The organism is Pseudomonas sp. RC2C2 (genome assembly GCF_018390435.1).
Taxonomy (GTDB): domain Bacteria; phylum Pseudomonadota; class Gammaproteobacteria; order Pseudomonadales; family Pseudomonadaceae; genus Aquipseudomonas; species Aquipseudomonas donghuensis.
In genome coordinates, this window is sequence record NZ_JAHBAX010000001.1 from 1,853,964 (window position 1) to 1,877,451 (window position 23,488).

Sequence of the window (23,488 nt, forward strand, 5' to 3'; positions counted from 1 at the left end):
GGGATCCTCGACTTACAATGGCTTGACGATGAACAGGCCATCGTCGTGGCCTTCTTCCGAACCGCCGTAGACCTGCTCGGCGACCGTACGAATGTTGCTGCCGCGGGCCGCCAGGATCTGGTCCATGGCCCCGGCGAACCAACCGGTGAACATGTAATCGACCTTGCGCCCGACCTTGCCGTAGACATAGACGAACGCTGAGTGCTCGAGCTTGACGCTGGCAGTGCCCTTGTCCAGGTCAATGTCCTGGATCTTGAACAGGCCCCAGCCGCGCTGGGACAGGCGCTTCATGTAGTGTTCGAACACCGCTACGCCTTCGAGGCCGTGGCATTCAGCCTCTTTCTCGCACCAGTGCCAGGCGGACTTGTAACCGGCCTTGTAGAGGATCTCGGCATAGGCGTCGGCGCCCAGCACTTCCTCGATACCCATGTGGTTGTTGACGAAGAAATGCCGCGGCACGTACAGCATCGGCAGGGCATCGCTGGTCCAGACACCGGTCTCGCTGTCGACTTCGATAGGCAATTGCGGGGCGATCTTGGCCATGGAAACTGAACTCCAGAAATTTTGGTTGGCTGCCCCTGCGCCTGTGGCAGGGGGCGGAAGACGGTTACTGGCGGCTTATTCGCCCCAGACATCCTTGAGCACGTTGACCCAGTTCTCGCCCATGATCTTGCGCACCACGCGCTCGGAATGGCCGCGATTGAGCAGGGTCTCGGTAAGGTTGGGGAACTCGCCCACGGTGCGGATGCCCAGCGGGTTGATGATCTTGCCGAAGTTGGTCAGGCGCCGGGCGTAGCCCTTGTCGTGGGTCAGGTACTCGAAGAAGTCCTGGCCGTGGCCCTGGGTGAAGTCGGTACCGATACCGATGGAGTCTTCACCGACGATGTTCATGGTGTATTCGATAGCTTCGGCATAGTCGTCGATGGTCGAATCGATGCCCTTGGCCAGGAACGGCGCGAACATGGTCACGCCGACGAAACCGCCGTGGTCGGCAATGAACTTGAGCTCTTCATCGGACTTGTTGCGCGGGTGCTCCTTGAGCCCGGAAGGCAGGCAGTGGGAGTAGCACACCGGTTTTTTCGATTCGAGGATGACTTCTTCGGACGTTTTGGAACCGACATGGGACAGGTCGCACATGACCCCGACGCGGTTCATCTCGGCGACGATCTCGCGGCCAAAGCCCGACAACCCGCCATCACGCTCGTAGCAGCCGGTGCCGACCAGGTTCTGGGTGTTGTAGCACATCTGCACGATGCCTACGCCCAGCTGCTTGAACACCTCGACATAGCCGATCTGGTCTTCGAAAGCATGGGCGTTCTGGAAGCCGAAGAGGATGCCGGTCTTGCCCACTTCCTTGGCCTTGCGGATGTCGGCGGTGGTACGCACCGGCATCACCAGGTCGCTGTTCTCGCGGATCAGCTTCTGGCTGGCGGCGATGTTGTTGACCGTGGCCTGGAAGCCTTCCCAGACCGACACCGTGCAGTTGGCCGCAGTCAAGCCACCCTTGCGCATGTCCTCGAACAGCTCGCGGTTCCATTTGGCAATGATCAGCCCGTCGATAACGATGCTGTCTGCGTGTAATTCGGCTGGGCTCATCAGGCTGTCCCCTTTATTGGTAAACCTGCGCCGAATCGTCTGCCGGCGCTTTGGGGCCAGCATATGCCTAGGGGCAATGTCGCCCAGATGCAAAAACGACAGGGGAATTGCCGAAAGCGTCAAAGAGCGACAAAGGGGCGTTGCAGGTCGCCGTGGCACAGTCTTTAACAGTTTCCCGACAATCCGCTCAAAGATTGCCGCAGGCCCCTGCCCTAGCATGCACTGACCGCCATTCCCGCCCAGGTGCCTCATGCTTCGCTCGCTTCGCCTTGCTTCATTGTTCGGCCTGCTGCTCGTCAATACCGGTTGCGGCGAACGGGCGCCGACGAGCCTGCCGCCGATCGGCAAGGGCGACTATCGGGCGGTCATCGAACACTTGCGCCAGAGCATCCCCGAGCAGATGCGCAAGAACCACGTGCCCGGCCTGTCGCTGGCGCTGATCGACGGCCAGGAGCTGGTCTGGGCCGAAGGTTTCGGTCTGGCTGACGAGGCGCTACACATGCGTGTAACACCAACCACGGCGTTTCGCGCCGGTTCTCTGTCCAAGCTGTTCACTGCCAGCGCCACCCTGCAACTGGTCGAGCAGCAGCGCCTGAGCCTGGACGCACCGTTGTCACGCACCCTGCCGGAGTTTCGCGTGCGCTCGCGCTTTCACGCCGATGCCCGCAGCGCCAACGACGCCATCACCTTGCGCCGCCTGCTCAGCCACCAGGCCGGCCTGCCGAGCGAATTCCTGCCTCGCCTGCGCACTGATGATCCATTGAAGTACCTGCCGCAGAAGGCCTCGGGGTTGTGGCTGAACAATCCGCCGGGCACGCAGATGGCCTATTCCAACCTGGGTTTTGCCCTGCTCGGTGCAGCCATCGAGCGCAGCAGCGGGCAACCATTCGAAACCCGCCTGCAGCAGCACCTGTTGCAACCGTTGGCCATGGAACATTCGAGTTTCGTCGGCAATAGCGAGCTGCAACCCTATCGCGCCCGAGGCTACCTGCAAGGTCAGCCCAGCAGCGACGAGGAGATCCGCGACCTGCCCGCCGGCGGCTTGTGGACCACGCCACGGGATGTTGGCCAGTTCGTGCAAATGCTGTTCGCCCAGGGACGTTTCGATGGCAGGCAGCTGCTGAGCCAGCAGTCGGTTGCCGAGATGTTCCGCCAACAGAACCGTGCCAATGCCCTGGACTTCGACTGCCCTATAGGCCTTGCCTGGTACCTGGGCCCTTGCGGCGACCCGCGCATCGGGCCGCAGCTGCAACAATGGCAACACAGTGGCTCGACTGGCGATTTTGCCGCGCAACTGAGCGTGCTACCCGAGCCACAGCTGGCGGTGGTGGTGATGGCCAATGCCGACACCGCCGAAGCACTGGTCAGCGAAGTGGCCACTCAGGCCCTGCGCCTGATGCTCCAGGCCCAAGGCAACCAGCTCGTCTGCCCGCGCGACTGTGCGCCGAGCCTGCCGCCGCTGGCCGCTGCCGCGGCGCCCAGCCCTCACGACCGCCAGCGCCTGGCCGGGTTGTACGCCAGCCCGTTGGGCGTGATTCGCCTCAAGGACCAGCGCCATCAACTGTTTGCCGAACTGGGCGGCAAGCGCGTCGAACTGCTGCGCGACAGTCAAGGCTGGCTGCGGGCACAGAAAAAACTGTTGGGCTTGTGGTCGCTGGATCTGGGCCTGCTCGAACAACTTCAGCTGGATGTGATCAGCGTCGCGGGCAAAGAAGTGCTGGCAGTCAGGCGCCACGGCCAGACCCTGCCACTGGGCGAGCGCATTGACCCCGGACCGATACCCGCCGACTGGCAAGCCAGTGTCGGACGCTATCGCCTGATCAGCCCCAACGAGCGCGAACCGTTGCTCGACGGCCTGACCTTGCACATCGATCAAGGCCTGCTGCTGGCCCAGGGCCGGCGCAAAGGCGAAACCCTGGGTGAATTCGTGGTCCAGCCACTGGATGACGCCCATGCCCTGCTGGCCGGCAGCGCATTGGGCGCGGGCAACACCCTGACTCGGCATAGCGACGGCTTGCGGGTGCTCGGCTATCGCTTTGTGCGCAGCCCAGACCAGGACGCCGGCCTGCAGCTCTAGGTTTCAGCCATCGACGTGCGGCCAGCTCAACACGAAGCAGGCGCCACCTTCGCGGCTATCGCCCACCTGGGCATAGCCGCCGTGCCATTGCGAGACCCGACGCACCAGCGCCAGGCCAAGGCCAAAGCCACCGGTGCGTCGGTCACGGCTGGCGTCCAGGCGCGAGAACGGCTCGAAGATCTTCTCTCGGGCGGCAAGCGGTACGCCTGGGCCGTCGTCCTCTACCACGAGGCGATACAGCTCACCTTCTCGCTGCAGGCTGACCCGGACTTCACCGGCGGCATAGCGAATGGCATTGCGCAACAGATTGATCACTGCCCGCGCCATGAACCGCGGCTCGATACGAATGCTCTGTACCGTACACGCCTCAAGCGACAGCTGCACACCGGCCGCCTCGGCCTCCAGAGCGACACTGCCCAGGACACTGTCGATCCAATGGTTGGCCTGGATGGTTTCGCGCTTGATCTCGGTGGCGCCACGCTCAAGGCTGGCATAGGTCAACAACTCCGAGACCATCTCCTCCAGGTCGCCCAGGTCGGCGTGCATTTCGTCGATCAACGCACCGCAGCCTTCCTGGCGGGCCAGCCGGCGCAGTTGTTCGAGTTCGAAGGTCAGGCGTGCAATGGGAGTGCGCAGCTCATGGGAAACTGCGTTGGTCAGCTCACGCTGGTTGGCGATCAGGCCTTCGATGCGCCCGGCCATCTGGTTGAAGTGCTCGGCCAGCTCCCGAATGTTCGAGCGCCGCGACAAGTAGATACGTGAACTCAGGTCGTTGTCACCAAAACGCTGGGCCGCCAGGCGCAAGCGCTCAAGGTCACGCCAGTGCGGCCATACCCAGAGAAACAGGGCAATACCGATCAAGCCGCCGAGCATCGCGTAGGCGCCGACGGTATAGGTACGGGTCAGCTCGGGCTCAGGCGGCAAGTCGATGCTCAGCAATTGGCTGCTACCGTCGATGGGGCTGATGAACTGGGTGAACTCCTTGCGAACCACCAGTTGCCGGTTTGCCAGCAACTGACGCTCGCGCTCATCCAGCTGCAACTGCCCGGCGTCGACCAGTTTCAGGCCCAGGCCGTAATTGGGCTGCAATTCGTCCAGACGCCGCTGGCGCTGCTCAGCGGTAAGCGGGCGCAGTTGCTCCACCAGGCTGTACGCTGGCCCACGTACCGCTTCGCGGTGGTAGACCTCGGTGGGGGCGTTGAGCAGCCAGGTGAACACATGGTCGACCGCGGTGATCGCCAGGGCAAAGCCCAGTACCAGGGTGATGAACAGGCCAAGAAACAGGCGCAGCATCTACAGCTCCCAGGCAAAGGGGTTGAACAGATACCCCTTGCCCCACACTGTCTTGATGCACAGCGGTTCACGCGGGTTGTCGTGCAGCTTGTTGCGCAGCTTGCTGACGTAGACATCGACACTGCGGTTGAGGCCGTCGAAGGCGATGCCACGGATATGGCTGAGGATATCGTCGCGGGAAAGGATTTGCCCGGCGGAACTGGCCAGCAACCACAACAGCTCGAACTCCATGGTGCTCAGTTCGATGACCTGCTGGCCCAAGCGTGCTTCGCGGCTGGCCCGGTCAATACTCAGGCGCCCGAACTCGAGGCTGTCGCGCTCGCTCGGGTCACTGCCCTTACGCCGCTGCAAGGCCCGCAGCCGGGCCAGCAACACCGGCGGCTTGATCGGTTTGATCACGTAGTCGTCGGCACCGGACTCAAGGCCGAGAATATGGTCCAGATCATCCTCGCGAGCAGTGAGGATCACGATCGGCGTGGCCGCCTGGCTGCGAATTGCCCGGCATACTTGCAGGCCGCTCAGGCCGGGCAGCATCAGATCGAGTACCACCAGCGCCGGTTTGAAGCCCAAAAAGGCCTCCAGTGCCTCGTCACCCCGGTGCACACAGTGCACCTCGAAGCCGTGCTCGGCTAAAAAATGCGCAACCAGGCTGGCCAGCTTCAAGTCATCCTCGACCAGCAGTACCTTGATCAGTCCGGAGCATTCCATGGCGTTTCCACAGGGTAAGAGTGAGGATAGTGGCTAAACGCCAAGTTTATGTGCACCTTTATGAAACGTCTGTGAATAAGTGTTCACGCAACCTGCACGCTTTTTCACAGGTGCAACGGCTACCCTGTTCTTTGCTGCGGCGCTGAGCGAGAATCGGCGCCCATGTTCGCGCAAGCTTTCGGAGGATGTCGCAGATGAGAACGATGGTAGGGCTGGCCCTGGTATTGCTGGCATTCGGCGCCCATGCCGAGGACGACGAAAGTACCCCGTGCGACAACGTCGAAACCGACCAGCAAAGCTATGAATGCGCTCAATACAGCCGCACCACCGCCGAACGCGAACTCGATGCCGCGTTTACTGACCTGCTGGATCGAATCAAGGAACAATACGCCGGTCAAAGCGCGAAGATCAGCGACGTGAGCAAACGCCTGAACGACGCCCAAGCGCTGTGGAAGCAGCTGCGCGACGCCGACTGCAAGGTCGAGACCTTTGAGCAAAAACCCGGCAAGGACTTCGACGCGGCATTGAACACCTGCCTTGCCCAACGTAGCGATGATCGCTCCGAATACTTGCAGTCCCTGGGGCTGCAAAACTCCGATTGAGAACAGCATGAAAATCTGCGGAATTGAAATCAAAGGCAGCGAAGCGCTGCTCGCCGTTGCCACGCTGGACGGTACCAGCCCTGTGCATCTTGCCCTGGCCACGAAAAAAATCGGCCTGGAAGATGACGAACTGGCGGACAACGTCAAAGTCTTTGCCCAGCAGGCCCGGCAATTTATCGCTGAACATGGCATCAGCCACCTGGCGATCAAGAAACGCAGCAAGAAAGGCGACTTCGCGGGTGGCCCGACCACCTTCAAGATCGAAGGCATATTGCAGTTGCTGGACAATTGCGAGGTGGAACTGGTTTCACCGCAGACCGTCAGCGCTCAGGCCAAGAAACACAACATCGAACTGCCTGCTTCGTTGAACAAGTACCAGCACGAAGCCTACAAGAGCGCCTGCGCGCTGTTGCTCAAGCGCCGCTGAGGCTGACGGCCCCGGCCTTGCGGTCTTCCCGCGGGCAACGCGCGAATCGCCCCCGGTAGCAGCGGGTGAAATACGACGCTGATTCGAACCCGCAAGCGATGCTCACCTCCAGTACGCTCAGATCGGTCTGGCGCAGCAGTTGCCGGGCCTTGTCCAGGCGCAGGCGCAAGTAAAAACCGCTGGGCGTGTCGTGCAGGTACAGGCGAAACAGGCGCTCCAGCTGGCGCCGGGTGACCTGCACCGATTCGGCCAACACCAGGGTGTTGAGCGGTTGTTCGGTGTTGCGCTCCATCTCGCCGATCACCTGCACCAGTTTCTTGTTGCTGATGCCATAACGTGAGGCGATCTGCATGCGCTGGTGATCCTGGCGCGGGCGGATACGGCCAAGCACGAACTGCTCCGACACCTGGATCGCCAGCTCCGGGCCGTGGGCCTGGGCAATCAGGTCGAGCATCAGGTCGATCGACGCGGTGCCACCTGCCGAGGTGATACGGCGGCGATCTACTTCGAACAGTTCCTGGGTTGCCTGCAACTGCGGGTAACGTTCCTTGAAGGCCTCCAGCGCTTCCCAGTGCAGGGTCACCCGGTGACCGTCGAGCAGCCCGGCCTCGGCCAGCACCACGGTGCCGGTGTCGATACCGCCCAATACCACGCCCTCGTGATCAAGCTTGCGCAACCAGTGTTGCAGGGCCGGGCCGTAGCTGCGCAACGGCTCGAAACCCGCTACCAGCAACAACGTCGCACCCTTGCCCAGCGGCTCCAGGGCGGCGTCGGCATTCACCGACATGCCGTTGCTGGCCTGCACCGCGCCGCCATCCATACTCAGCACCTGCCAGCGATATAGCTCGCCGCGAAAGCGGTTGGCCACCCGCAGCGGCTCTATCGCGGAAATAAAGCCGATGGCGGAGAAGCCGGGCAACAGCAAGAAATGGAAATCCTGGGGCATAGCGACAACTCGACGGCCACGGATGCTGGGTTAATAGCGCGCTGGTCGCCACTGTGCAAGTGCCGGTCGCCAGAGTGCGATTTTTACCCACAGCACCCGCGTAGTTTGATCACACGGCACGCAGAGGCCGCCCCCTATAACAATTAGAACTGCCGTTGGAGGAGCCACCATGAACAGAATGATCAGCCGTAGCCTGCTGATGCTCGTCGGTACCGCAATCCTCAGCACCAACGTGATGGCCGCAGAGCCGGCCGCCTGCAAGATCGTGCGCCTTGGCGTGGTCAACTGGACCGATGTGATGGCCACCAGCGCCATGACCCAGGTCCTGCTTGATGGCCTGGGCTACAAGACCAAGCAGACCAGCGCCTCGCAACAGATCATTTTCGCCGGTATCCGCGACCAGCGCCTGGACATGTTCCTCGGCTACTGGAACCCGATCATGACCCAGACCATCACCCCGTTCATCGACGCCAAGCAGGTCAAGGTCCTCGACCAGCCCAGCCTCGACGATGCCCGCGCGACCCTTGCCGTGCCCAAGTACCTGGCCGACAAGGGCCTGAAAACCTTTGCCGATATCGCCAGGTTCGAAAAGGAGCTGGGCGGCAAGATCTACGGCATCGAGCCGGGCTCGGGCGCCAACACCCAGATCAAGGCGATGATCAGCAAGAACCAGTTCGGCCTGGGCAAGTTCCAGCTGGTCGAGTCCAGCGAAGCCGGCATGCTCGCCGCCGTCGATCGCGCCGTGCGACGCAAGGAGGCGGTGGTGTTCTTTGGCTGGGCGCCGCACCCGATGAACATCAACATCGACATGGCCTACCTCAGCGGCAGCGAAGGCGCCCTGGGCCCGGACGAAGGCCGGGCCACGGTGTGGACCGTCACCGCGCCGGACTATGCCCAGCGTTGCCCGAACGTCAACCAGCTGCTGACCAACCTGACCTTCAGCGCCGAGGACGAGAGCCGCATGATGCAACCGCTGCTTGACCACAAAGACGCGCTGGAATCCGCCCGCCAGTGGCTCAAGGACCATCCCCAGGACCAGAAGCGCTGGCTTGAAGGGGTGACCACGTTCGACGGCAGGCCGGCCACCGAAAACCTGCAACTGACCGCTAACTGACAGACCCAATCGCGGGTCAAGCCCGCTCCCACAGAGGAAATGGTCATCTGTGGGAGCGGGCTTGCCCCGCGACGGCCCCAACTCGCCCGAAGGAAACCGCTCATGAACCACGACGTCATCATCACCTGTGCCCTGACCGGCGCCGGCGACACCGCCAGCAAGAGCCACCTGGTCCCGGTGACCCCCAAGCAGATCGCCGAAGCCGCGGTAGAGGCCGCCAAAGCCGGTGCAACAGTCGTCCACTGTCACGTCCGGGATCCACAAACCGGTCGCTTCAGCCGTGATGTCGCGCTGTACCGCGAAGTCATGGAGCGCATTCGCGAGTCGGACGTCGACATCATCGTCAACCTTACCGCCGGCATGGGTGGCGACCTGGAGATCGGCCCGGGCGAAACCCCGCTGGAATTCGGCGCCGGCACCGACCTGATCGGCCCACTGGAGCGCCTGGCCCATGTCGAGGCGTTGCTACCGGAAATCTGCACCCTGGACTGCGGCACCCTCAATTTTGGCGACGGCAACAGCATCTATGTCTCGACCCCGGCGCAATTGCGCGCTGGCGCCCGACGCATTACTGAACTTGGGGTCAAAGCCGAACTGGAAATCTTCGACACCGGCCACCTGTGGTTTGCCAAGCAGATGATCAAGGAAGGCTTGCTCGACGACCCCTTGTTCCAGCTGTGCCTGGGCATTCCCTGGGGCGCTCCGGCCGATACCACGACCATGAAAGCCATGGTCGACAACCTGCCAGCCGGCGTGACCTGGGCCGGCTTCGGCATCGGCCGCATGCAGATGCCGATGGCCGCGCAAGCGGTGCTGCTCGGCGGCAATGTACGGGTCGGCCTGGAGGACAACCTGTACCTGGACAAGGGCGTGCTGGCCAGCAACGGCCAACTGGTAGAACGCGCCAGCGAGATTCTCAGCCGCCTGGGCGCACGGGTGCTCACCCCTGCCGAAGGCCGCGCCAAAATGAACCTGACCCGTCGCTGATTGCTGGAGAAACCGATGAGCTTTATCACCGAAATCAAAACCTTTGCAGCTTTGGGCAGCGGCGTGATCGGCAGCGGCTGGGTAGCCCGCGCCCTGGCCCACGGCCTTGACGTAGTGGCCTGGGACCCGGCACCTGGCGCCGAAGCAGCCTTGCGCAAGCGCATCGCCAATGCCTGGCCCGCCCTGGAAAAACAAGGCCTGGCGCCCGGCGCATCACCGGACCGTCTGCGCGTTGTGGCGACCATCGAGGAATGCGTGCGCAATGCCGATTTCATCCAGGAAAGCGCCCCCGAGCGCTTGGACCTCAAGCTTGATCTGCACCGCAGAATCAGCGCCGCGGCCAAGCCCGATGCATTGATCGGCTCCAGCACGTCGGGGCTGTTGCCCAGCGAGTTCTACGAGTCCTCGACCCACCCCGAGCGCTGCGTGGTCGGCCACCCGTTCAACCCGGTATACCTGCTGCCGCTGGTGGAGATCGTCGGCAGCAACAAGACCGCGCCCGAAGCCATCGAAGCGGCAAAAATCGTCTACACCCAGCTGGGCATGCGCCCGCTGCATGTGCGCAAGGAAGTACCCGGTTTTATCGCCGACCGCCTGCTCGAAGCGCTCTGGCGCGAGGCGCTGCACCTGGTCAACGACGGCGTGGCAACCACCGGTGAAATCGACGATGCCATTCGTTTCGGTGCGGGTTTGCGCTGGTCGTTCATGGGCACCTTCCTCACCTATACCCTGGCCGGTGGCGATGCTGGCATGCGCCACTTCATGGCCCAGTTCGGCCCGGCGCTGCAACTGCCCTGGACCTACCTGCCAGCCCCGGAGCTGACCGACGGCTTGATCGACGCCGTAGTCGAGGGCACCGGCGAACAACTGGGCGAACGCAGCATCAGCTCGCTGGAGCGCTATCGTGATGATTGCCTGCTGGCTGTGCTGGATGCGGTAAAAACCACCAAGGCCAAGCACGGCATGGCCTTCAGCGACTGACCGGAGTGCAGCGATGCCCGCATTGATCACCTACCAAACCCCGGTCCTGGCGGACTGGGTCGACTACAACGGGCACCTGCGCGATGCCTTCTACCTGCTGATCTTCAGCTATGCCACCGATGCCTTCATGGACTGCATCGGCCTTGACAGCGACAACCGCAGCGCCAGCGGCAATTCGCTGTTCACCCTGGAGTGCCACCTGAACTACCTGCACGAGGTGAAGCTCGGCACCCAGGTGTGGGTACAAACCCAGGTCATCGGTTTTGACCGCAAGCGCCTGCAGCTGTATCACAGCCTGCATCGCGAAGGGTTTGACCAGGCGTTGGCGGCCAGCGAACTGATGCTCCTGCATGTGGACCTGGCAGGGCCAAGGTCGGCGCCATTCGCGCCCGGGGTGGTGGAGCGCTTGCAAGGGATCGTGAATGAGCAGGCGGACCTGCCGGCGGCCGAGTTTGTTGGCCGGGTGATCGGGTTGCCAAAGTAACCGCCCTATCGCTGGCAAGCCAGCGCCCACAGAAGCGGCGGTGATCCCTGTGGGAGCTGGCTTGCCAGCGATGAATCCAGCACCGATCCAAAGGCAAAAAATAACCCCGGCAAGCCGTGAAGCAACCGGGGCCAAGAGCGAGCATGAACATGCTTCAAGCGGAGGGTGACCAAACCTTCCTTTGCTGTGCATGACCTCAGTGTGCAGCCTCCCTTCCCCGTCGATTTGCCCGAAAACGACCTGGGCTTAGGTAAAGCGGCCATTGCGGCATTCTGTCCTTGCCGCCCTGCGGTGCTGCCCACAGAATCGACTGACGATCACACCTGCAAACAAGGACAACAACCATGATGCATGCGGATTTGATTGATCAAGACGACCTGCTGGGCCAACTGCGCGCCCTGGGTTTCGAGATGCCGAGCGGGGCCAGCGCCGAACAGGCCTGCGAGTATGCGGTGCGCGGTTTGAGTGAGCCGCGGGCCAAAGCCTTGAAGGGTATGGTCGAGCAGATGTACACCGGCAATGCGACCATTCTGCCGGCCGTGCGCCAGGCGATCGAAAAGCAGTTGTTGCCGGCATTGGCCGAATTTCAGAATCGTTAACAGCATCGCGGGTCAAGCCCGCTCCCACAGAGATCACCTAACTCCTGTGGGAGCGGGCTTGACCCGCGATTGATTCACCTCGGAATCAGAGCCTCACACTGGCAAACGTCGACTCATTGCGCGCCTGGCTCAACGCCGACATCGGCCCGGCCAGTGGCGACAGCACCAGCGCCTGCGGGATCGGCATCATCGCCACCTGCTGGGCGGTGTTGGAGCCCACGCGCTCGTCACGCGGCGGAATGCCGAAGTACTCGCGGTAGCACTTGGAGAAATGCGGCGTCGAGACAAAGCCGCACACCGACGCCACTTCGATGATCGACATCGGCGTTTGCTTGAGCAATTGCCGGGCGCGGATCAGGCGCAGTTTCAGGTAGTAGCGCGACGGCGAGCAGTGCAGGTACTTCTGGAACAGGCGCTCAAGCTGGCGACGTGACACCGACACATAAACGGCCAGTTCATCCAGGTCGATCGGCTCTTCCAGGTTGGCTTCCATCAGCGCGACGATTTCCTGCAGCTTCGGCTGGTTGGTGCCGAGCATGTGCTTGAGCGGCACGCGCTGGTGATCCTGCTCGTTGCGGATGCGCTCGTAGACGAACATCTCGGAGATCGCCGCCGACAGCTCGCGACCATGGTCACGGCTGATCAGGTGCAGCATCATGTCCAGCGGCGCGGTGCCGCCAGAGCTAGTGAAACGGTTACGGTCGAGGGTAAACAGGCGAGTGCTCATACTCACCCGCGGAAAGGCCTCCTGCATCGCCGCCAGGCATTCCCAGTGCACGCTGCAATCGAAGCCATCGAGCAGGCCGGCACAGGCCAGCGCCCAGCTGCCGGTGCACACCGCACCAAGGCGGCGGGACTGACGCGCCTGGCTCTGCAGCCAGGTGACGTGCTCACGGGTCACGGTGCGCTGGATGCCAATGCCGCCGCAGACAATCACGGTGTCCATGGCCGGTGCCTGGTGCATGGCTGCATCGGGGGTGATCTGCAAGCCGTCGCTGGCCCAGACCTGACCGCCATCCACGCTCAGGGTGCTCCAGCGGTACAGCTCGCGGCCGGACAGCTGGTTGGCCATACGCAGTGGCTCAACAGCGGAAGCCAGGGAAATCAGCGTGAAATTGTCCAACAGCAAAAAGCCGATGGATTGAGGTGTGCGGTTCTGGGTTGGGGTCCCGGAGTTGTACGACGTCATCGCGGTATCTCCTCACACAATGCAGGTTGCGCCTCAGGCAGGCACGGGCTTTTTTTGTCACGGCCCCAATTCGGATGCAGGGGCTTTGCCAATCACAACGCAAATGCCATGCCTGAAATTGAATGGCCATTCAATAAAACCCAAAAACGACGTCGCGCAGCGTCTATTCAGCCCTTGTTCCCGGGCGTGGTAATAAACGCAAACGAGCGTCCTAGTGCTGGTCTGTAGGACGCGTGAGCAATTCGGTAGCACTTGTGTGAAGGATGCCCAGAAACGACATGGGCAACTGTCACCCAAGGCGCCAGGCGCTGGGGTAACAGCTGATGACCCGGGAAGGGATCGCCAGCGCGCCAAAAGGCAGCGCGCAGGCCAAACGTGAACGAAAACGGCGCAGGCGGCGGCAATGCTTCAACATTCGATAGCGCTGACCGCCAGGCCGCCGCGCGAGGTTTCCTTGTACTTGTCGTGCATGTCGGCGCCGGTATCGCGCATGGTGCGGATCACCCGGTCCAGGGAGATAAAGTGCTCGCCGTCGCCGCGCAACGCCATCTGCGCCGCATTGATCGCCTTGACCGCAGCAATTGCATTGCGCTCGATGCACGGCACCTGCACCAGCCCGCCAACCGGGTCGCAGGTCAGCCCCAGGTTATGCTCCAGGCCAATCTCGGCAGCGTTTTCCAGTTGCGCCGGGGTGGCGCCAAGCACTTCCGCAAGGCCGGCAGCGGCCATGGCGCAGGCCGAACCGACTTCACCCTGGCAACCGACTTCGGCACCGGAGATCGAAGCGTTCTTCTTGCACAGGATGCCCACTGCTGCTGCACCGAGGAAGAAGTCGACGACATTGGCTTCACTGACTTCGTCGCTGAAGCGCATGTAGTAGTGCAGCACTGCCGGAATGATCCCTGCCGCGCCATTGGTCGGCGCCGTCACCATGCGCCCGCCCGCAGCGTTCTCTTCGTTGACCGCCAGGGCATACAGGTTGACCCACTCCATGGCGCTCAGGGTCGAGCCGATCACGTTGGGCTTGTTCAGCTCCTGCAGGCTGCGGTGCAGCTTGGCGGCCCGACGCTTCACATTCAGCCCGCCGGGCAGGATACCTTCGTACTTGAGACCGTTTTCGACGCAGTCCTGCATGGCGTGCCACAGCTTCAAAAGCCCGGCGCGAATCTCAGCTTCGCTGCGCCATACCTTCTCGTTTTCCATCATCAATTGCGACACGCGCAGGTCGTTTTTCTTGCACAGTTCAAGCAGCTCCACAGCGCTGTCGAAATCGTACGGCAATACGGTATTGTCAGCGTCAAGGACGCCGCTTGCAGCCTGGGCTGCATCGACCACGAAGCCGCCCCCCACCGAGTAATAGGTATCACGGTGCAGCTCGCCCGCAGCACCTTCGGCGATCAGGGTCATGGCGTTGGGATGGTACGGCAGGTTCTCGTCGAGCAGCCGCATGTCGCGGGCCCAGACGAAACCGACTTCGAGCCGGCCGTCGAGCAGCAAGGTGTCTGTTTCGCGCAGTGCGGCGATGCGCGGGGCGATCTGCGCTGGGTCAATGGCGTCTGGCCATTCGCCCATCAGGCCCATGATCACCGCGTTGTCGCTGCCATGGCCGATACCGGTGGCCGACAGCGAACCGTAGAGGCGCACTTCGATGCGCCGCACCTGCTCCAACTCGCCACGCAGGCTTAGGCCCTGGACGAACAACGCCGCGGCGCGCATGGGCCCGACGGTATGGGAACTGGATGGGCCAACGCCGATCTTGAACAGGTCGAACACACTGATGGCCATGCCACCTACCTCCTGAATGTGCAGCCCCACAGCCCAAGCCAAGGGCGCCGCAACTGCTACGCTAAATAGGCGGCAATCCGCCGATTCCGCGCATCATCAGGCTTTTGCCAGGACCTCTGACGTCTGCAACCGACGCGCTCTTGCCCAGCAACGCCGCCAGCTGTCAGCCGCGCTTGTGCGCCGTTTTTTTGCGGTGCAGAGGTAGCGAAACTGCGTTTACAGGGCGAGATAAATCTGTAAACGACCTCATCGGCACTGGATGCGACCCTGTCTGTACTGGATACGACGCACCCTGTAGGCGTTTGATTTTGGCTGTTAGATGATCGGTATCGACTCGATTGCACGGCAGCCGTCCCGCTATCGCCCGATAGTCAGGCCCGACCGAATGCAAACCATAAAGCACGGCGGTCCCGTGGGACATCCGAAAAAAAACCCAGGAGTCCATCGAATGAAAGGTTCACCCTCGCTATTGCTGGCCGCAGTGCTGAGTCTGCCGGTGCTGGCCCAGGCCGCCGAGCCCGAGCAGTGTCACACCGTCAACTTCTCCGATGTCGGCTGGACCGACATCACTGTGACCACCGCGGTCACCAGCGTCGTGCTCCAGTCGCTGGGCTACAAGACCAAGACCACGATGATTTCGGTACCGGTGACCTACAAGTCGCTGGCCGATGGCAAGAACATGGACGTGTTCCTCGGCAACTGGATGCCGACCATGGAAAACGACATCAAGCAGTACCGCGATGCCGGCACCGTGGAAACCGTACGGGCCAACCTTGAGAACGCCAAGTACACCCTCGCCGTGCCCCAGGCGCTGTATGACAAGGGCCTGAAAAGCTTCGCCGACATTGCCAAGTTCAAGAAGGAGCTGGACGGCAAGATCTACGGCATCGAGCCGGGCAACGACGGCAACCGCACCATCCAGAGCATGATCGACAAGAACGCCTTCGGCCTCAAGGACGCCGGCTTCAAGGTGGTCGAGTCCAGCGAGGCCGGCATGCTCTCACAAGTGGAGCGTGCCCAGCGCCGCGACACCGCCGTGGTGTTCCTGGGCTGGGAACCGCACCCGATGAACACCCGCTTCAAGATGAAGTACCTGGACGGCGGCGATGACTTCTTCGGCCCCGAATACGGCAAGGCCACCGTCCTCACCAACACCCGCAAGGGCTATGTGCAGGAATGCAGCAACGTCGGCCAGTTGCTGAAGAACCTGTCCTTTACCCTCGACATGGAAAGCACCCTGATGGGCAACGTCCTGGACGACAAGATGAAACCCGACGCTGCAGCCAAGGCCTGGCTGAAGAAGAACCCGCAGGTGCTCGACACCTGGCTGGCCGGGGTTACCACTGTTGACGGCAAGCCTGGCCTGGAGGCAGCCAAAGCCAAACTCACGCAGTAAGCACTGCCTGCGGCGGGCTGGCCCCGCCGCAGGCTGTCTTCAAACTTTTGCAGGTGGACGCTCGCTATCATGCTGATCGATGAAAAACTCCCTCTGGGCCAGTACATCGCAGGCTTCGTTGAATGGTTGACGCAACACGGCGCCAACTACTTCGATGCCTTCGCGGCAGCACTGGAATACATGATTCATGGTGTGACCGGGGCGCTGACCTGGTTCAATCCCTTCGTCCTGATCGGCCTGATTGCAGTGATCGCGCACTTGATCCAGCGCAAATGGGCGCTGACCGCATTCTGCGTACTGTCATTCCTGCTGATCCTCAACCTTGGTTACTGGCAGGAAACCATGGAGACCCTGGCCCAGGTGCTGTTCGCCACCCTGGTCTGCGTGGCCATCGGCGTGCCACTGGGTATCCTCGCCGCACACAAGCCGATGTTCTACACCGCCATGCGCCCGGTCCTCGACCTGATGCAGACGGTACCTACCTTCGTTTACCTGATCCCGACCCTGACCCTGTTCGGGCTTGGCGTGGTCCCCGGGCTGATCTCGACGGTGGTGTTCGCCATCGCCGCACCGATCCGCCTGACCTACCTGGGTATCTGTGACGTGCCCCAGGAACTGCTCGATGCCGGCAAGGCCTTTGGCTGCTCGCGCCGCCAGCTGCTGTCGCGCATCGAACTGCCTCACGCCATGCCGAGCATTGCCGCCGGCGTCACCCAATGCATCATGCTGTCGTTGTCGATGGTGGTGATTGCCGCGCTGGTGGGTGCCGATGGCCTGGGCAAACCTGTGGTCAACGCATTGAACACTGCCGATATCGCTCTGGGCTTCGAAGCGGGTCTGGCGATCGTGTTGCTGGCGATCATGCTCGACCGTATCTGCAAACAACCCGACGTACCGGTAAGGAGTGAAGCATGAGCATTATTCGCTTCGAAGACGTAGACGTTATCTTCTCCAGCCGACCGCGCGAGGCCCTGAGCCTGCTCGACCAGGGCCTTTCGCGCGAACAGATCCTGAAGCAGACCGGCCTGGTGGTCGGGGTCGAGAAAGCCAACCTGGACATCAACAAGGGCGAGATCTGCGTATTGATGGGCCTGTCCGGTTCGGGCAAGTCGAGCCTGCTGCGCTGCATTAACGGCCTCAATACCGTCAGCCGCGGCAAGCTGTTCGTCGAGCACGAAGGCTCGCATATCGACATTGCCCACTGCACCCCGGCGGAACTGAAGATGATGCGCACCAAGCGCATCGCCATGGTGTTCCAGAAGTTCGCCCTGATGCCCTGGCTGACGGTGCGCGAGAACATCAGCTTCGGCCTGGAAATGCAGGGCCGCCCGGAGAAGGAACGGCGCAAGCTGGTCGACGAAAAACTCGAGCTGGTGGGCCTGACCCAATGGCGCAACAAGAAGCCCGATGAGCTCTCCGGTGGCATGCAGCAGCGGGTCGGCCTGGCCCGGGCGCTGGCCATGGATGCCGACATCCTGCTGATGGACGAACCCTTCTCGGCCCTTGACCCTCTGATCCGTCAGGGCCTGCAGGACGAGTTGCTGGAATTGCAGCGCAAGCTGAACAAGACCATCGTCTTCGTCAGCCACGATCTGGACGAGGCGCTCAAGCTCGGCAGCCGCATTGCGATCATGAAAGACGGCAAGATCATCCAGTACAGCAAGCCGGAGGAAATCGTCCTCAACCCGGCCGACGACTATGTGCGCACCTTCGTCGCCCACACCAACCCGCTCAACGTGCTGTGCGGCCGCAGCCTGATGCGCACCCTGGACAAGTGCAAGCGCATCAATGGCTCGGTATGCCTGGACCCGGGTGGCGACTCCTGGCTGGACCTGGCCGAAGGCAACACCATCAAGGGTGCGCGCCAGGGGGGCAACGGCATGGACCTGCAGAACTGGGCACCGGGTGAAGCAGTCGAGGGCCTTGGCCGCAAGCCGACCCTGGTCAGCGCCAGCATCGGCATGCGCGAAGCCCTGCAGATCCGTTACCAGACCGGCAACAAGCTGGTGCTGCAGGACGGGAACAAAGTGGTGGGTATTCTTGGCGACAGCGAGCTGTACCACGCGCTGCTGGGCAAGAACCTGGGCTGAAAGCTATCGCGGGGCACTTATGGGAGCTGGCGTTGCCAGCGATGCAGACGACGCGGTGCAGAGGAGACCGCGCTGAAAGCATCGCCGGCAACGCCGGCTCCCACAAAGCCTCAGCGAACGACGATCCCCTGCTTGGCCATGAACGCCTTGGCCTCTGGCACCGTGTACTCACCGAAGTGGAAGATGCTCGCCGCCAGCACCGCGCTGGCATGCCCCTCGATAATCCCGTCGGCCAGGTGCTGCAGGTTGCCCACACCACCGGACGCAATCACCGGAATACCCAGGGCATCGCTGATCGCCCGGGTTACCCCCAGGTCGAAGCCGTTCTTCATGCCGTCCTGGTCCATGCTGGTCAGGAGGATTTCGCCGGCACCCAGGCCTTCCATCTTCTTCGCCCACTCCACCGCGTCCAGGCCGGTCGGCTTGCGTCCGCCATGGGTGAAGATTTCCCAGCGCGGGGTTTCGCCCGGGCCGGAGACTTTCTTGGCGTCGATGGCGACCACGATGCACTGCGAACCGAAGTGCGCGGCGGCTTCGCCAACGAACTCCGGGTTGAACACCGCGGCGGTGTTGATCGAGACCTTGTCGGCACCGGCGTTGAGCAGGTTGCGGATGTCCTGCACGGTGCGCACGCCACCGCCCACGGTCAGCGGGATGAACACCTGGCTGGCCATGCGCTCGACGGTATGCAGGGTAGTGTCGCGGCCATCGACGCTGGCGGTGATGTCGAGAAAGGTAATCTCGTCAGCGCCCTGTTCATCGTAACGCCGGGCGATTTCCACCGGATCACCGGCATCGCGGATGTTCTCGAACTTGACGCCCTTGACCACCCGGCCGTTGTCGACGTCGAGGCAGGGAATTATGCGTTTGGCTAAAGCCATAGGTAGTCCTCGAGTTGCAAGCTTCAAGCTTCAAGCTGCAAGAAAGAGCGACTCGGTCGCGCTTTTAACTTGCAGCTTGCAGCTTACGACTTGGAGCTAGCCGAATAGGCGTCACAGAAGGCTTGTGCCTCGGCGACATCCAGGGTGCCTTCGTAAATGGCGCGGCCGGTGATCGCACCGATGATGCCCGGCGCCTTGGCGTCAAGCAGGGCCTTGATGTCACCGAGGTTGTGGATACCGCCGGAGGCGATTACCGGGATCTTGGTGGCCGCGGCCAGGGCTGCGGTGAACGGCACGTTGCAGCCCTGCATCATGCCGTCTTTGGCGATGTCGGTGTAGACGATGGCCGAGACGCCGTCGGCTTCGAAACGCTTGGCCAGGTCAATGACCTGCACCGAGCTGACTTCAGCCCAGCCGTCGGTGGCGACGAAGCCGTCTTTGGCATCCAGGCCCACGATCACTTTGCCCGGGAAGGCGCGGCAGGCTTCGGCAACGAACTCTGGCTCCTTGACCGCCTTGGTACCGATGATCACGTAGCTGACGCCGGCCTTGACGTAGTGCTCGATGGTTTCCAGCGAACGGATGCCGCCACCGATCTGGATCGGCAGGGTCGGGTAGCGCTTGGCAATCGCGGTAACTACTTCGCCGTTGACCGGCTGGCCTTCGAAGGCGCCATTGAGGTCAACCAGATGCAGGCGGCGGCAGCCCCCTTCAACCCATTTGGCGGCCATGCTCACCGGGTCGTCGGAGAATACCGTGGAGTCTTCCATGCGGCCCTGGCGCAGGCGTACGCAAGCACCGTCCTTGAGATCGATAGCGGGGATAATCAGCATGCTTTTTTCCTTCGTAAAAAAGAGCTGCAAGCTGCTAGCTACAAGCTGCAAGCATGCGCGTCTGTTCTCTTGCAGCTTGTCGCTTTCAGCTGCCTTTCTCTAGCGACCAGAGGTCGCTCTCGATACTCTCGAACCGTTCCTTGAGGTGGTTCTGCACATCGAAAATCGCCCTGTTGTAGTAGTGCGGGGCAATCTCTTTGGTGAACAGCTCCAGGACCTCGGCCACCTCGAACGACCCCAGCTGCAGCTCGAAACGGTCTTCGAGAAAGCGCTTGAGGGTATCGAGCGCTTCGCGTTCCTGTTCCGGTGCCAGCGTGAGGATCGGCGGCTTGGCCCTGGACTTGCCCATTACCAGCGCCCGTCCCAGGCAGCGAAGTTCTGCAGCAGCTGCAAGCCATGGGTATGGCTCTTCTCCGGGTGGAACTGCACGGCAAAGCGCGAGCCTTCGGCCAGCGCTGCGGCAAAGTCGACGCCGTAGTGACCGCTACCAACCACCTGGCCCGGCTTGCCGGCGGTGATGTAGTAGCTGTGCACGAAGTAGAAGCGCGCACGGTCGGGGATGTTGTGCCACAGCGGGTGGTCGATGCTCTGGACGACTTCGTTCCAGCCCATGTGTGGCACCTTCAGGTGCTCGCCGTCTTCGTGCAGGTCTTTGCCGAAGAAGCGCACATTGCCCGGGAACAGGCCGATGCAGTCGACGCCGTCGTTCTCTTCGCTGTGATCGAGCAAGGCTTGCATGCCAACGCAGATGCCAAGAAACGGACGGTCCTGGCTGACTTCACGCACCAGGCTGTCGAAGCCCAGACGGCGGATTTCAGCCATGCAGTCGCGGATCGCGCCAACACCCGGGAACACCACGCGGTCGGCTTCGCGAATCACGTCGGCGTCGCTGGTGATCAGGACCTTGCCGGCCCCCACGTGCTCCAGGGCCTTGGCCACCGAGTGCAGGTTACCCATGCCATAGTCGATAACGGCAACCGTCTGCATTACAGGCAACCCTTGGTCGATGGCATCTGCCCGGCCATGCGCTCATCCAGCTCGATGGCCATGCGCAGCGCGCGGCCGAAGGCCTTGAACACGGTCTCGATCTGGTGGTGGGTGTTGTGCCCACGCAGATTGTCGATGTGCAGGGTGACGTTGGCGTGGTTGACGAAGCCCTGGAAGAACTCCTGGAACAGGTCGACATCGAAGCCACCGACCGACGCGCGGGTATACGGTACGTGCATCTGCAGGCCCGGGCGCCCGGAAAAGTCGATGACCACCCGCGACAGCGCTTCGTCCAGCGGCACGTAGGCATGGCCGTAGCGGCGGATGCCCTTCTTGTCGCCGATGGCCTGGCTGAAAGCCTGGCCCAGGGTGATACCGACGTCTTCGACGGTATGGTGATCGTCGATATGCAGGTCGCCCTTGCATTCGATATCGAGGTCGATCAGCCCATGCCGGGCGATCTGGTCGAGCATATGTTCAAGGAAAGGCACACCGATATCGAATCGGGCCTTGCCGCTGCCATCCAGGTTGATCGAGGCCTTGATCTGGGTCTCCAGAGTATTGCGCTCGACGGAAGCCTTACGTTCGACCATCACCAGCTCCGCAAAATCATTGGGCGAAAAAGGTGATCATTATAGGCCCAGAAGCGCCCGGCTTGAAACGCAGATGACGCGCGGCAGGGAATTTAGTCGGGCCGCTGTGCGGCCCATCGCTGGCAAAGCCAGCTCCCACAATGATCGGTGAACCCTGTGGGAGCCGGTCTTGCCGGCGATGGTCTGCGCAGCAGACCTAGTTGAACAACACCGCCGTCTTCTGCAGCGTCACCCAGATCCCCCAGGCCAGCGGCACCCCGACCACCAACCAGGCCGCCAGCACCAGCGGCTTGCTGGCCGGATCCGCCTGCCACTCCAGCACGCGCTCGCTGACGCTGCCCTGGTCATGGCTCAAGGCCCGTTCGGCGGCGAGCTCGGTATCGGTCATGAAGTACTTGTCGGCCACCGGCCGTACCAGCCCATTGCAGATAAAGCCCAGCACCAGCAACCCGGCAAGGATGTACAGGGTAATGTCATAGGCCGCCGCCCGCGGCACGCCCAGCTCCAGCTGATATTCGCGCAGGTAGGTGATCAGCACCGGGCCCAGCACCCCGGCTGCGGCCCAGGCGGTCAGCAGGCGGCCGTGAATGGCGCCGACCATCTGCGTGCCGAACAGGTCGGCCAGGTACGCCGGCACCGTGGCAAAGCCACCGCCATACATCGACAAGATGATGCAGAACGCCGCCACGAACAGGGCGATGTTGCCCAGGTGGCCCATGTTCGGCACCAGCGCATACAACGCCACGCCCAGGGCGAAGAAGGCGAAATAGGTGTTCTTGCGCCCGATGTAGTCGGAGAACGACGCCCAGAAGAAGCGCCCGCCGATGTTGAACAGGCTGAGCAAGCCGGTAAAGCCGGCGGCAATCGCGGCGATCTGGCCCAGTTGCGCGGCGGTGAGCTGGCTGAAGCTGAGGTCACTGCCAAGCAGCTTGCCGGCAAAGACTTCCTGCAACAGCGGCGAGGCCATGCCGAGAATACCGATACCCGCCGACACGTTCAGGCACAAAACCAGCCAGATCAGCACAAACTGCGGGGTTTTCCACGCCACGCTGACATGTACATGGCGATGGGTGATCATCGCGTTGTTGGCCTTTTTCAGCGGAGCGCTCCAGCCTTCAGGCTTCCAGCCGGTGGGCGGCACGCGATAGGCCAGGGCGCCGCCGAGCATGAACACGAAGTAGATCCCCGCCATCACCACGAAGCTCTGCCAGACGCCGACGTCTTCAGGGGTGGCGAAGTGATTCATCAGCGCTGCCGCCAGCGGCGCACCGACCATGGCACCACCGCCAAAGCCCATGATCGCCATGCCGGTGGCCATGCCGCGTTTGTCCGGGAACCACTTGATCAGGGTCGAGACCGGCGAAATGTAGCCAAGCCCCAGGCCAATACCGCCGATCACCCCGGAGCCCAGCCACATCAGCCACAGTTGGTGGGTATAGACGCCGAAGGCAGAAATCAGCAGGCCGCCGCACCAGCACAGGGTCGATACAACGCCGGCCTTGCGCGGCCCGGCGTGCTCCAGCCAGCCACCCCAGATGGCCGCCGAACAGCCGAGGAAGACAAAGAACAGCGTGTAGATCCAGCTGAGCATCGAGATCGGCCAGTCACACTCGGTGGTGAACATACGCAGTAGAAAGTGGGTCTGCTCCGAGCACACGACCGGCGCATTGATACCGATGGCCTGCGACAGCGGCAACCAGAACACCGAAAACCCGTAGGCCATGCCAATGCACAGATGAATGGCCAGCGCCGCTGGCGGGACCAGCCAGCGGTTGAAACCCGGGCGGGCAATGATCCGCTCCTTGGACAGGAAACCGGGCGCGCTGGCGATGGCTCCGGCCGTGATGCTGCTGCTCATTGTTGTACTCCCCTCGTAGGTATGAAGCGCTCACGGCCCTCGACCTTGGCCCTGAGGCAACT

At 62.3% G+C, this 23,488-nt stretch carries 24 protein-coding genes; 11 read left to right on the forward strand and 13 right to left on the reverse strand.

Features of this window, described 5'->3' with window-relative positions:
* Nucleotides 1–12 precede the first annotated feature (12 nt).
* Entirely contained in the window at nucleotides 13–543 is a 531-nt protein-coding gene (locus KHO53_RS08590; protein ID WP_010221341.1) for a 4-vinyl reductase, read from the reverse strand.
* A gap of 75 nt (nucleotides 544–618) precedes the next feature.
* Complete coding sequence (locus KHO53_RS08595) at nucleotides 619–1,596, reverse strand: dipeptidase (RefSeq protein WP_010221340.1); 978 nt, start codon at nucleotides 1,594–1,596, stop codon at nucleotides 619–621.
* A 250-nt stretch (nucleotides 1,597–1,846) separates the two neighbouring features.
* On the opposite strand from KHO53_RS08595, the gene KHO53_RS08600 reads away from it, so the two are divergent.
* Nucleotides 1,847–3,673 carry a serine hydrolase domain-containing protein gene (locus KHO53_RS08600; protein WP_213570190.1) on the forward strand — a complete coding sequence of 609 codons (1,827 nt, stop codon included), beginning with the start codon at nucleotides 1,847–1,849 and terminating at the stop codon, nucleotides 3,671–3,673.
* A gap of 3 nt (nucleotides 3,674–3,676) precedes the next feature.
* Here KHO53_RS08600 and KHO53_RS08605 read toward each other — a convergent pair whose 3' ends face one another.
* Together KHO53_RS08605 and KHO53_RS08610 are read right to left on the reverse strand one after the other, a co-directional pair.
* Nucleotides 3,677–4,966: an ATP-binding protein gene (locus KHO53_RS08605; RefSeq protein WP_036995013.1), complete on the reverse strand. Its 1,290-nt coding sequence runs from the start codon at nucleotides 4,964–4,966 to the stop codon at nucleotides 3,677–3,679.
* On the reverse strand, nucleotides 4,967–5,674 hold the full coding sequence (locus KHO53_RS08610) for a winged helix-turn-helix domain-containing protein (protein WP_010221337.1): 708 nt from the start codon (nucleotides 5,672–5,674) through the stop codon (nucleotides 4,967–4,969).
* Nucleotides 5,675–5,868: 194 nt separating this feature from the next.
* Here KHO53_RS08610 and KHO53_RS08615 point away from each other — a divergent pair, with 194 nt between their 5' ends.
* Together KHO53_RS08615 and KHO53_RS08620 are read left to right on the forward strand one after the other, a co-directional pair.
* Nucleotides 5,869–6,276, forward strand: coding sequence for a lysozyme inhibitor LprI family protein (locus tag KHO53_RS08615; RefSeq protein WP_036995012.1), 408 nt, complete (start codon nucleotides 5,869–5,871; stop codon nucleotides 6,274–6,276).
* 7 nt (nucleotides 6,277–6,283) lie between these two features.
* Nucleotides 6,284–6,703: a DUF3010 family protein gene (locus tag KHO53_RS08620; protein ID WP_010221335.1), complete on the forward strand. Its 420-nt coding sequence runs from the start codon at nucleotides 6,284–6,286 to the stop codon at nucleotides 6,701–6,703.
* Here KHO53_RS08620 and KHO53_RS08625 read toward each other — a convergent pair.
* The gene (locus KHO53_RS08625; protein WP_010221334.1) at nucleotides 6,690–7,649 is read right to left on the reverse strand and encodes a GlxA family transcriptional regulator; all 960 of its coding nucleotides are present in this window, start codon (nucleotides 7,647–7,649) and stop codon (nucleotides 6,690–6,692) included. The two genes, KHO53_RS08620 and KHO53_RS08625, sit on opposite strands and share 14 nt — an antisense overlap.
* A gap of 169 nt (nucleotides 7,650–7,818) precedes the next feature.
* Between KHO53_RS08625 and choX the strand changes: the two genes are divergently transcribed.
* The 5 genes from choX (at nucleotide 7,819) to KHO53_RS08650 (ending at nucleotide 11,814) form a co-directional block, all read left to right on the forward strand.
* On the forward strand, nucleotides 7,819–8,763 hold the full coding sequence (gene choX / locus KHO53_RS08630; RefSeq protein ID WP_213570191.1) for a choline ABC transporter substrate-binding protein: 945 nt from the start codon (nucleotides 7,819–7,821) through the stop codon (nucleotides 8,761–8,763).
* Between the two features lie 102 nt (nucleotides 8,764–8,865).
* Nucleotides 8,866–9,750 (forward strand): 3-dehydrocarnitine:acetyl-CoA trimethylamine transferase CdhC, encoded by an 885-nt coding sequence (gene cdhC / locus KHO53_RS08635; protein ID WP_010221332.1) that lies wholly within the window; start codon nucleotides 8,866–8,868, stop codon nucleotides 9,748–9,750.
* Nucleotides 9,751–9,765: 15 nt separating this feature from the next.
* Nucleotides 9,766–10,731, forward strand: coding sequence for an L-carnitine dehydrogenase (locus tag KHO53_RS08640; RefSeq protein WP_036995010.1), 966 nt, complete (start codon nucleotides 9,766–9,768; stop codon nucleotides 10,729–10,731).
* Nucleotides 10,732–10,744: 13 nt separating this feature from the next.
* The gene (locus tag KHO53_RS08645; protein ID WP_213570192.1) at nucleotides 10,745–11,215 is read left to right on the forward strand and encodes a thioesterase family protein; all 471 of its coding nucleotides are present in this window, start codon (nucleotides 10,745–10,747) and stop codon (nucleotides 11,213–11,215) included.
* 344 nt (nucleotides 11,216–11,559) lie between these two features.
* On the forward strand, nucleotides 11,560–11,814 hold the full coding sequence (locus tag KHO53_RS08650) for a hypothetical protein (protein WP_026001204.1): 255 nt from the start codon (nucleotides 11,560–11,562) through the stop codon (nucleotides 11,812–11,814).
* An 85-nt stretch (nucleotides 11,815–11,899) separates the two neighbouring features.
* Here the strand turns inward: KHO53_RS08650 and gbdR are convergent, their stop codons facing one another.
* The gene (gbdR, locus tag KHO53_RS08655; protein WP_010221329.1) at nucleotides 11,900–13,003 is read right to left on the reverse strand and encodes a choline metabolism transcriptional regulator GbdR; all 1,104 of its coding nucleotides are present in this window, start codon (nucleotides 13,001–13,003) and stop codon (nucleotides 11,900–11,902) included.
* Between the two features lie 408 nt (nucleotides 13,004–13,411).
* Nucleotides 13,412–14,788: an L-serine ammonia-lyase gene (locus KHO53_RS08660; protein WP_010221328.1), complete on the reverse strand. Its 1,377-nt coding sequence runs from the start codon at nucleotides 14,786–14,788 to the stop codon at nucleotides 13,412–13,414.
* Between the two features lie 448 nt (nucleotides 14,789–15,236).
* Between KHO53_RS08660 and KHO53_RS08665 the strand changes: the two genes are divergently transcribed.
* The 3 genes from KHO53_RS08665 to choV all read left to right on the forward strand — a co-directional run bounded on the left by KHO53_RS08665 (nucleotide 15,237) and on the right by choV (nucleotide 18,274).
* On the forward strand, nucleotides 15,237–16,184 hold the full coding sequence (locus tag KHO53_RS08665) for a choline ABC transporter substrate-binding protein (RefSeq protein ID WP_010221327.1): 948 nt from the start codon (nucleotides 15,237–15,239) through the stop codon (nucleotides 16,182–16,184).
* Between the two features lie 66 nt (nucleotides 16,185–16,250).
* Nucleotides 16,251–17,099, forward strand: a complete 849-nt coding sequence (gene choW, locus KHO53_RS08670) for a choline ABC transporter permease subunit (RefSeq protein WP_174242343.1) — start codon at nucleotides 16,251–16,253, stop codon at nucleotides 17,097–17,099.
* Entirely contained in the window at nucleotides 17,096–18,274 is a 1,179-nt protein-coding gene (gene choV, locus KHO53_RS08675; protein ID WP_213570193.1) for a choline ABC transporter ATP-binding protein, read from the forward strand. Before choW ends, choV begins: the two co-directional genes overlap by 4 nt.
* Before the next feature lie 110 nt (nucleotides 18,275–18,384).
* On the opposite strand, the gene hisF is transcribed toward choV, so the two are convergent.
* The 6 genes from hisF to KHO53_RS08705 all read right to left on the reverse strand — a co-directional run bounded on the left by hisF (nucleotide 18,385) and on the right by KHO53_RS08705 (nucleotide 23,426).
* On the reverse strand, nucleotides 18,385–19,155 hold the full coding sequence (gene hisF, locus KHO53_RS08680) for an imidazole glycerol phosphate synthase subunit HisF (protein ID WP_010221324.1): 771 nt from the start codon (nucleotides 19,153–19,155) through the stop codon (nucleotides 18,385–18,387).
* Between the two features lie 83 nt (nucleotides 19,156–19,238).
* Nucleotides 19,239–19,988 (reverse strand): 1-(5-phosphoribosyl)-5-[(5-phosphoribosylamino)methylideneamino]imidazole-4-carboxamide isomerase, encoded by a 750-nt coding sequence (hisA, locus tag KHO53_RS08685; protein ID WP_010221323.1) that lies wholly within the window; start codon nucleotides 19,986–19,988, stop codon nucleotides 19,239–19,241.
* 85 nt (nucleotides 19,989–20,073) lie between these two features.
* Nucleotides 20,074–20,337 carry a DUF2164 domain-containing protein gene (locus tag KHO53_RS08690; protein WP_036995008.1) on the reverse strand — a complete coding sequence of 88 codons (264 nt, stop codon included), beginning with the start codon at nucleotides 20,335–20,337 and terminating at the stop codon, nucleotides 20,074–20,076.
* Nucleotides 20,337–20,975, reverse strand: coding sequence for an imidazole glycerol phosphate synthase subunit HisH (gene hisH, locus KHO53_RS08695; RefSeq protein WP_010221321.1), 639 nt, complete (start codon nucleotides 20,973–20,975; stop codon nucleotides 20,337–20,339). Before hisH ends, KHO53_RS08690 begins: the two co-directional genes overlap by 1 nt.
* Nucleotides 20,975–21,568, reverse strand: coding sequence for an imidazoleglycerol-phosphate dehydratase HisB (gene hisB, locus KHO53_RS08700; RefSeq protein ID WP_010221320.1), 594 nt, complete (start codon nucleotides 21,566–21,568; stop codon nucleotides 20,975–20,977). The genes hisH and hisB overlap by 1 nt, the downstream gene beginning before the upstream one ends.
* Before the next feature lie 196 nt (nucleotides 21,569–21,764).
* Nucleotides 21,765–23,426, reverse strand: a complete 1,662-nt coding sequence (locus tag KHO53_RS08705; RefSeq protein WP_100781796.1) for an OFA family MFS transporter — start codon at nucleotides 23,424–23,426, stop codon at nucleotides 21,765–21,767.
* Nucleotides 23,427–23,488 lie beyond the last annotated feature (62 nt).